A 7,305-nucleotide genomic window follows, 5' to 3' on the forward strand; every position below is an offset into this window, starting at 1 on the left:
CTGAACCCGAGCCATGCCGCGCTCTCCCCGGAACAGCGCGCGTTTCTTGACCGACTCGCACGCTGCTCGCTGAGTGACGCGGCGTTCCTTGTGGCACTGCTTGCCGTGTCGGGGCTCGAATTCGATAAGGCACGTCGGATCCACAGTCTGGATTTGCAGCCCGTAAGCGGTCTGACCCGATCTGAGTGGATGCTGGCAGTGGACGAACTGGTGATGCTGGGCGCGTTTGACCGAGAGCATCCTCGCTCGTATCACCGGCGCCAGCCTGCATACCGGCTCGGCTGGCGCTTTCGTCCGGGCGCCGATGAACTGGACCCGCCACGGGGCGACGCGTCGTGACGACGCCAGTTCATGCAGGCTGGTGTCCATCAGTCCGGGAGATGGTGCACCGGGAGCTCTGGCCGTTCTATCTAGACCGGCGCCAGCGTGCATTGCTGCGCGGTCTGCGCGACGCGTGGGGCGAGGATGCCGTGATCCAGATCTATGACGGCTGTGTGCGCATCCGCAGCGAGCACGGTGACCAGCGATTTTACAGTGAAGCCGCACTACGCCCGATGATGATTCACCGCAGTGACGGGGCGTCGGCATGAACGCGCCGCCTCAAAACGGGAAACAGGCACGGGAAACAGGGAACCGTTCAGTAATGAGCAATGCAGAGAAGCACGCGATCGTCACGGTGGAAACGGTGCTAGCGAGCATGACGCCGGGCGAGAGTCATACGGTGCATGAAATTGCCCGACGGGTGAAGAGTGGCGTCCCGAACGTTCAGACGCTATTGACCGAATGCGTTGCAAGACGCACGGTCAGGAAAGCCCACGCCGGCAAGCGGCATGTCTGCGGCAGGACGCTGGGAATCTCATTCGAGTAGTTATGCCTCTGCCGCCCTGACGCACCCTCATTGATCAAGGAGCAACTTTTGACATACTTCGACCCGGTCATGCTCGACTTGGCAAACGCATCTGCCGGAAGCACCACACCGCCGAAACGCCATAGCCCGCAGGTTACCCCGCGCCCGGACGATACGGCGCTCTTTGGCGCGATGCTCGGGGCCCGCCACGATGCCGGCGTGAGTCTGGCGCAACTGGCCGAACGGATGGGGGTGGACACGGTGGATCTCCTGCACATGGAAAACCGGATAGCCTCCGGCCATGCCGTGCCGCTGCACGTCCTGCGGCAGTATGCTGCCGCCTGCGGCAAACGGCTTGTGATCTCGTTCGAGTAGGACGCAACAGGTGCAAACAACACAACCTAGGAACGGCCTTTGCCAGGCGAGGCGACTCCATTTCCCGTCAATGTCCCGGGCGAAACCTCGGTCCGTATTCCCGGAGGCGTGCGAACGGATTTCCCCGACGGCAGTCATCTGGTCGAGGGTCCGTGACGGAGACAGGTATCTCGTTTCGGAGTCCGGCGATATCAACGCGACGCTACCGGTGATCCGGCGCGTCCAGATCGACGATCTCTCGCAGGTCGTGAGCCACCAGTCAGTTTCGCGCGGCCGCTCATTGACACGGCGCGGCAGGCGCCCGGCCCGAGGGCCAGTCAACAGCTGTGACGGCATTGCCAGCAGCGGTACCAGACAGCGTTCATGCGGAAACGCTTACCTGAAGAATAAACCATGCGATTCGAGCGATTTCACTTCGGCATCATAGCGGGCTGCATGTTCATGGGTGCTGCGATCGGGGTTAGCGTCGCCGCAGCCGAGGGAGCGATTGCGGGCCTGCTGGCGGGCGCGCTGATTGGCGTGATGGTCGCCGCATCGGTTCTCGACACGGAATGACACCCGGTGACATCACGAAGCGGACCAGGCCTGCGTCAGGCGCATGGGAAGCAAATTCCCCCGTTCTACAGGGTGTCGCATTCTGGAGAGTTCATGTCTTTTGCAGATCAGCATGATCATGTTCATCCACCTCTTCCCAATGCAGGCGAGACCGGCATTCGGCGGATACGCGAATTCAATGCCGCGGCGTTCGAGCTGGCCGTAACCAGCATGCTCGAGGCGAGCGGCATCGACATCGATCCGGCGCATACCGGCAGGACTGCTCAGCGCGTGCGCGAACTGTGGCAAAAGCGTCTGCTCGACGGCTACGACGCGGACCCGGCCGGGGTGCTCGGTGCCGGTTTCGAAGATGCACGCCGCGATATGGTCATCATCCGCAGCATCGCCGTCCACGGCGTGTGCCCGCATCACCTGCTGCCGTTCCGTGGCGTCGCGCATGTTGCCTATCTTCCCGGCGGGCGGCTCCACGGCTTTGGCCGCATCGCGCGGATGATCGATGCTATCAGCCATCGCTACACGTACCAGGAATGGATCACGAATCAGATCGCGAACGCGCTCATCACGCATGGCCTCGCACGCGGTGCGGCCTGCCTGATCGAGGCGGAGCAGCTGTGCCTGCTGATGGGCGAGGACCGGCGGGGTGACGAGCGCGTCGTCACCCAGTGCTATGCGGGCGAGTTCAGTCACAACCTGCAGGCGCGCACCGAATTCCTGCATGCCATCGGACACCACAAGTAGTTTTCTTGACACCTCTATTTACGGAGCTACACCATGAGTTTGCGTCTTGGCGACAGCTGGGGCGTGCTGTTCTCGCACCCGGCGGACTTCACGTCGGTGTGCACGACCGAACTCGGGACTGACTCGTGGCCAGCCATTAGCCTCATGCATCAGATGCTCCACAAACCTGTCACCAGGTGAAGAACCATGAACAAACCGTGCCTGTCGTTTTCTCTGGCCCTGCTGCTGGCCGTATCCGCAATCCCCACCCATGCCGGGCAGCGGGCCACGCTTCGGTCACCCGAGCCGGGCGTGCTCTGCGACCGCTATCTGTGTGCCAGCGACAAGGGGGTTTCCCGAAAGCTCACCGTGAAGTATCTCGGCAAGAGGGCCGCGACCAATCTGTTTTCACAGGGCGATTTCGACCGGACCCAGTTCACCTTCGCCAACGGTATTTTCTGCGACGTGAAAGAGCGACTGTGCCGCGAAGATCGGTACTACGGCGGGAACGGCCAGCGCAGCGGGGCCGTGTCCAGGAAATATACGGAGCTACTGTTCGGCCAACGATTCTCGCGGTGACGCGCCTTCAACTTCTAGAACATGCTGATCACTTATCGACACCTGATGACGCTGCTGGTCGCCTGCACGGTTGGCGTCCTCGTAGCCGGCTGCGACGACCAGAAGGTCGCGGACGCGGTCAAGCCGGACGCGATGGCGTTCGGCAACCTGCAGCCGGGTGTGTCGACCATCGACGACGTGCGCTGGCAGGCGGGCAAGCCCGAGATTGTCTGGCAGAATGACGACAGGTCGCAGCGGCTCGAGTATCCGCGCGGCCCCAATGGAACGAGCACCTACATGCTGGACTTCGATCCGGATGGCAAACTTTTCGCGATCACTCAGGCGCTGACTGCGGAAAATATCGGGAAGGTCGCGCCAGGCATGACGAAGGATGAGGTGCCACGACTGCTCGGCAAACCGGCAACGGTTGCCCGGTATGCGTTGAGTCACGAAACGGTATGGAGCTGGCACTGGCAGGAAGGGGGCGTGTCGGGCGATGCGATGTTCAACGCAGATTTTTCTCCGGACGGCGTCGTGATCGGAACGTCGCGATCGGAAGCGCCTGGGCGAGAAAAGCCATGACGAGGGGCGGCCGGTAAAAGCGAAATTTTCGACAAAAATGGTTTAAGACACGACCCGATATGACGAAAGCAGTGCAGAAGCCAGCCCTCACGCCGGCGAAGGTGCTGGCATACCTGACGCCAGGCACGTCGTACACGGGGCAGCAGATCGCGCGCCTGGCGGGCTACAGCACACCAGAAGTGCAGAAGGTGCTGGCCGGGTGTGTCGGAAGGGGCATGGTCAGGCAGACCCGCGACGGTGGGCACAGTGTCTACTGCGTGCCGACGGAAGAGGACATCCGACAGGAGCGTGAGCGGGCGGACCGGTATGCGCTGCCGACGGCGATCCTCCAGGGCTACGACGCGGCAAACCGGCGCTTCCAGGAAACGTGCATGGCCAGCCGCCGGCCACTGCAGGGCAGCGTATCCCGCGACCGGGACGGGCAATCGAGTGACTGAGCGCACCGATGGGCGCCGGATGTCCCTGATGAAACGCCTCTGCTTCTGGACTGTCGTTATTATCGTCGTCATGCTGGGCGCGGTTGTGTGGGTCAACCGAGAATACCTCGTGCCGACGACCACCTTGTCTGTGCGGATCGGCGAAAGCTACGACGATGTGGTCAAGGGATCGACGTTTGCCGTTGCGAAACATTCCACCGCCCCCGGCAAAGGTTCCGGAATGACGGCTGTCGATGCCCCGGCAGTCGTCATTGTGTTTAGCGATCCTGTTAACGGCTTCACACTTCCTGCTACGAAGTTCGCGCAGGTGACGTGGCGTAACAGGAAAGTTGCAACCATCACCACGTCACCCATGTTGAAGGCGCTGCCGTTCAATGACGCCGTCGCACTGCTGAACAGGTTGCAGGCTGATTTCAGGAAGGCTGGCTGGGAACCTGCCGGTGGATCTGGCGAACGGATGTCGTCATGGTTCGACACCTCGTCGGCGGCAGGCCTGTCCGAGCTTCGGCAGGCAGGTGCGCTCGGGTTCGGGCAACGCCTCACGCGGGAACTGGCGGTGCCGCACAAATACACGATGCAATTCCAGTTCCGCTGCTGGGACTACTGCAGCTTCGGGCCAAATGAGTACACCCTCTACCGGATCGATGTCAGTATTGGGCCGGATCACTGACATGACTAATCGGCTGATCAGACGGGCGCAACCGCGAACAGGGTTCCAAGCCACCGGCGTCAGGTCGGCGCGAAGCCGGCCTGACGCCGGTGCAGCTATCAGCGCTGCGCGTGGCCTGTCAGGTACCGGCCGGCCGGACCGACAACGCGTTCTTCACGGACGTCACGCCGGCCACGCCCTTCGCGACCTCGGTGGCCCGATCGGACTGCGACTGTTCAGGCACGTTGCCCTGCAAGGTAACCGCGCCGTCGTGTGCGTGTACGGTCAGATTGTTGGCGTTGATCGTGCGGTCGGCAACCAGCGTGTTGCGCACCTTTTTCGCCAGTGCGCGGTTCGCGGCTTTCGCGGCCTTGTACTGCGCTTTCGACGCGTGATACTGCGCGTGTGCGGTTGCCGTCGGTCCGCTCGCCGCTGGCATCGCGGCAGGCTGGGACGCCGCAGATTGTGCGTAGACATGGGTCGACAGCGCGACAAGCAACGCGCTGCCAGCGACGCTGAGCCGTTGGGTGGTTTTCATACCGGTTTCCTTTTATGACGGGTTCTGTCGTTCAGCCAGCGGCCTGGATCGGGCTATTGCACGATCTCGCACGACCGCCCTGATGACGTTTGCCAGGTATCGCAGGACATCGTCATCCTGCTTCACCCTCTGCATTAACGGATCAGGCAACGAAACGGATGTCAGTGAAAACCCCGAGTTGTACGCCGCCAGCTTTGCCTGGCGACGACCCAGTCAATGGGTCCCAAGCCGGAAACCAGGAATATCTCATAGCAGAGGTGCCTTCAGGCGGCGTGCGCATCCTCTGCGGAAAGGCCCTTTTCGGTCAGGCACGTGCGCAACCGCAACCGTGCACGATAGAGCAGGACGCTGCAATGATTGGCGGAAATCAGCAGTTCAGCACAGATTTCCGCCATTTCAAGGTCGAGAAACTCGCGCATCATGAACACACGACCTTGGTGCTCTGGTAGCGCATCGAGGCATACCTCGAACAGTTCCCAGAACTCCCGCTGGCGCAGCGCGGTTTCGGGCGTCGGCCACCGGCCCGGCTTTGCCTCTCTCGACCAGTGCCCGTAGTTGTACCAGTGGCTGTTGTTGCCCCGGAACAGTTCACGATCAAGCAGGGTTTCGTCGTCGAGTTCGGTTTGGAGGGCAGACAGGTTGACCGTGCGCTGTCGTGAACGCAACGTGTCGACCAGCTTGTGGCGAAGGATACCGAACACCCAGGTCTTATGCTGCGATTGTGCAGCGAACCGGTCGGCCTGTGCCCAGGCTGCGGCAAGGGCCTCTTGCACCGCATCTTCGGCGGCGGCTGCATCACGCAACTGCAGACGGGCGAACCGCAGCAGATCATGACGCAACCTCATCAGATAAACGGGATCGTCCAATTGTTCCGGGAGCATCTGTGCGACCATGCGCGACTTGGTTGGGAGCGCGAAACAGGATGCATTTTCAAAAAACGCGCGCCGGACTTTGACGCGCAAATGGAGAGTAACGTTAGGGGACGTCTGGTTCTCCAGCGGGTAATACCTTGCTGTCACGCGGCCATTTCGCTGGACGAGGCGCGGGTTTCAGTGACACGCCCGCCGCCAGCAATCGCCGGGTACAGAACACCGGCAATAACGGCGCCGGCCAGGGGGGCGAACCAGAAGAGCCACAACTGGCTCATGGCTGCACCGCCCGCAAGTAGCGCGGGCCCCGTTGAGCGGGCCGGATTCACTGACGTGTTTGTCACCGGAATCGAGATCAGGTGGATGAGGGTCAGGCACAGTCCGATCGCTATCGGAGCGAAGCCTGCGGGTGCCCGTTTGTCGGTCGAGCCGAGAATGACGAACACAAGGCCCGCAGTCATCACCATTTCGCAGACGAACGCAGCGCGCATCGAGTAGTGTCCCGGCGACCAGTCGCCATAACCGTTGGTGGCGAAGCCGCGCACCGCCATGTCGAAACCGGGCTGACCCGAGGCGATCAGCGACAGCATGAGTGCACCCAGCAGCGCGCCGATCACCTGGGCGATGATGTACGGCACGAGGTCGCGTGCCGGAAAGCGGCCGGCGACGGTCAGACCGACGCTTACCGCCGGATTCAGGTGGCAGCCGGAAATATGGCCAATCGCGTAGGCCATGGTCAGCACAGTCAGGCCGAATGCGAGCGAGACACCGACGAAGCCGATGCCGAGACCATGCACGGGACCCGCGAAATTCGCAGCAAGGACAGCGCTGCCGCATCCTCCGAGGACAAGCCAGAAAGTGCCGAACGCTTCGGCTGTGAGACGTTTTGATCGTTTCATGATCCGTATACCCCAGGAAATCAGTTGGAACTGTGACGGCCGCGAACGCATATGGATCGCTGATTCCAGCGGCGTACTGTTCACGATGGACAAGACCCTGATTCCAGACACTGTCCCGTCGATCAGCAATCCCAGAGTGAGACATGCTCCGTGCAATGCACGGAGCATGGGCAGACAAACCCGTCTTAACGCGCCATATGGTCGTCGTGATGCCCGTCGGCCATCTGATCATGATGCATCCGGTCGTCACGGGCATCGCGATGCATGCGCTCGCGTTCA

Annotated in this window: 13 protein-coding genes and 1 pseudogene; 11 read left to right on the top strand and 3 right to left on the bottom strand. The window is 61.8% G+C overall.

Going from position 1 to position 7,305, the window contains the following annotated elements:
- The 11 genes and pseudogenes from P3T23_RS46750 to P3T23_RS46800 form a co-directional block, all read left to right on the top strand.
- The coding region (locus tag P3T23_RS46750) for a hypothetical protein (RefSeq protein ID WP_429322804.1) at positions 1-339 on the top strand (339 nt) is incomplete at its 5' end.
- Positions 336-590, top strand: a complete 255-nt coding sequence (locus P3T23_RS46755) for a hypothetical protein (RefSeq protein ID WP_429322805.1) — start codon at positions 336-338, stop codon at positions 588-590. The genes P3T23_RS46750 and P3T23_RS46755, both read left to right, overlap by 4 nt.
- Positions 591-643: 53 nt before the next feature.
- Positions 644-868: a hypothetical protein gene (locus P3T23_RS46760; RefSeq protein ID WP_429322806.1), complete on the top strand. Its 225-nt coding sequence runs from the start codon at positions 644-646 to the stop codon at positions 866-868.
- Positions 869-916: 48 nt separating this feature from the next.
- Positions 917-1,222 carry a helix-turn-helix domain-containing protein gene (locus tag P3T23_RS46765; protein WP_429322807.1) on the top strand — a complete coding sequence of 102 codons (306 nt, stop codon included), beginning with the start codon at positions 917-919 and terminating at the stop codon, positions 1,220-1,222.
- A gap of 393 nt (positions 1,223-1,615) precedes the next feature.
- On the top strand, positions 1,616-1,777 hold the full coding sequence (locus P3T23_RS46770) for a hypothetical protein (protein WP_429322808.1): 162 nt from the start codon (positions 1,616-1,618) through the stop codon (positions 1,775-1,777).
- A gap of 93 nt (positions 1,778-1,870) precedes the next feature.
- A complete protein-coding gene (folE, locus tag P3T23_RS46775; RefSeq protein WP_429322809.1) occupies positions 1,871-2,515 on the top strand; it encodes a GTP cyclohydrolase I FolE in 645 nt (214 codons plus the stop codon).
- Positions 2,516-2,560: 45 nt separating this feature from the next.
- Positions 2,561-2,632 (top strand): annotated as a pseudogene (locus tag P3T23_RS46780) (peroxidase); the annotation flags it as partial.
- Positions 2,633-2,701: 69 nt separating this feature from the next.
- Complete coding sequence (locus P3T23_RS46785) at positions 2,702-3,073, top strand: YcgJ family protein (protein WP_429322810.1); 372 nt, start codon at positions 2,702-2,704, stop codon at positions 3,071-3,073.
- A 21-nt stretch (positions 3,074-3,094) separates the two neighbouring features.
- On the top strand, positions 3,095-3,634 hold the full coding sequence (locus tag P3T23_RS46790) for a hypothetical protein (RefSeq protein WP_429322811.1): 540 nt from the start codon (positions 3,095-3,097) through the stop codon (positions 3,632-3,634).
- 59 nt (positions 3,635-3,693) lie between these two features.
- The gene (locus tag P3T23_RS46795; RefSeq protein WP_429322812.1) at positions 3,694-4,071 is read left to right on the top strand and encodes a hypothetical protein; all 378 of its coding nucleotides are present in this window, start codon (positions 3,694-3,696) and stop codon (positions 4,069-4,071) included.
- 28 nt (positions 4,072-4,099) lie between these two features.
- Positions 4,100-4,741: a hypothetical protein gene (locus P3T23_RS46800; protein WP_429322813.1), complete on the top strand. Its 642-nt coding sequence runs from the start codon at positions 4,100-4,102 to the stop codon at positions 4,739-4,741.
- A gap of 118 nt (positions 4,742-4,859) precedes the next feature.
- Here the strand turns inward: P3T23_RS46800 and P3T23_RS46805 are convergent, their stop codons facing one another.
- From P3T23_RS46805 to aqpZ, 3 genes are all read right to left on the bottom strand, one after another.
- Positions 4,860-5,258 (bottom strand): BON domain-containing protein, encoded by a 399-nt coding sequence (locus P3T23_RS46805; RefSeq protein ID WP_429322814.1) that lies wholly within the window; start codon positions 5,256-5,258, stop codon positions 4,860-4,862.
- 263 nt (positions 5,259-5,521) lie between these two features.
- Positions 5,522-6,151: an RNA polymerase factor sigma-70 gene (locus P3T23_RS46810; protein ID WP_429322815.1), complete on the bottom strand. Its 630-nt coding sequence runs from the start codon at positions 6,149-6,151 to the stop codon at positions 5,522-5,524.
- 122 nt (positions 6,152-6,273) lie between these two features.
- Positions 6,274-7,026 carry an aquaporin Z gene (gene aqpZ, locus P3T23_RS46815; protein ID WP_429322816.1) on the bottom strand — a complete coding sequence of 251 codons (753 nt, stop codon included), beginning with the start codon at positions 7,024-7,026 and terminating at the stop codon, positions 6,274-6,276.
- Between the last annotated feature and the right edge of the window lie 279 nt (positions 7,027-7,305).

Origin of the sequence: Paraburkholderia sp. GAS448, from assembly GCF_050435685.1 — a bacterium.
Lineage (GTDB): Bacteria > Pseudomonadota > Gammaproteobacteria > Burkholderiales > Burkholderiaceae > Paraburkholderia.

Excerpts from the sequence above, each read along its gene's own strand:
- P3T23_RS46760 (WP_429322806.1), top strand. The coding sequence starts at position 644 with ATGAGCAATGCAGAGAAGCACGCGATCGTCACGGTGGAAACGGTGCTA.
- P3T23_RS46770 (WP_429322808.1), top strand. The coding sequence starts at position 1,616 with ATGCGATTCGAGCGATTTCACTTCGGCATCATAGCGGGCTGCATGTTC.
- folE (WP_429322809.1), top strand. The coding sequence starts at position 1,871 with ATGTCTTTTGCAGATCAGCATGATCATGTTCATCCACCTCTTCCCAAT.
- P3T23_RS46785 (WP_429322810.1), top strand. The coding sequence starts at position 2,702 with ATGAACAAACCGTGCCTGTCGTTTTCTCTGGCCCTGCTGCTGGCCGTA.
- P3T23_RS46790 (WP_429322811.1), top strand. The coding sequence starts at position 3,095 with ATGCTGATCACTTATCGACACCTGATGACGCTGCTGGTCGCCTGCACG.
- P3T23_RS46795 (WP_429322812.1), top strand. The coding sequence starts at position 3,694 with ATGACGAAAGCAGTGCAGAAGCCAGCCCTCACGCCGGCGAAGGTGCTG.
- P3T23_RS46800 (WP_429322813.1), top strand. The coding sequence starts at position 4,100 with ATGAAACGCCTCTGCTTCTGGACTGTCGTTATTATCGTCGTCATGCTG.
- P3T23_RS46805 (WP_429322814.1), bottom strand. The coding sequence starts at position 5,258 with ATGAAAACCACCCAACGGCTCAGCGTCGCTGGCAGCGCGTTGCTTGTC.
- P3T23_RS46810 (WP_429322815.1), bottom strand. The coding sequence starts at position 6,151 with ATGGTCGCACAGATGCTCCCGGAACAATTGGACGATCCCGTTTATCTG.
- aqpZ (WP_429322816.1), bottom strand. The coding sequence starts at position 7,026 with ATGAAACGATCAAAACGTCTCACAGCCGAAGCGTTCGGCACTTTCTGG.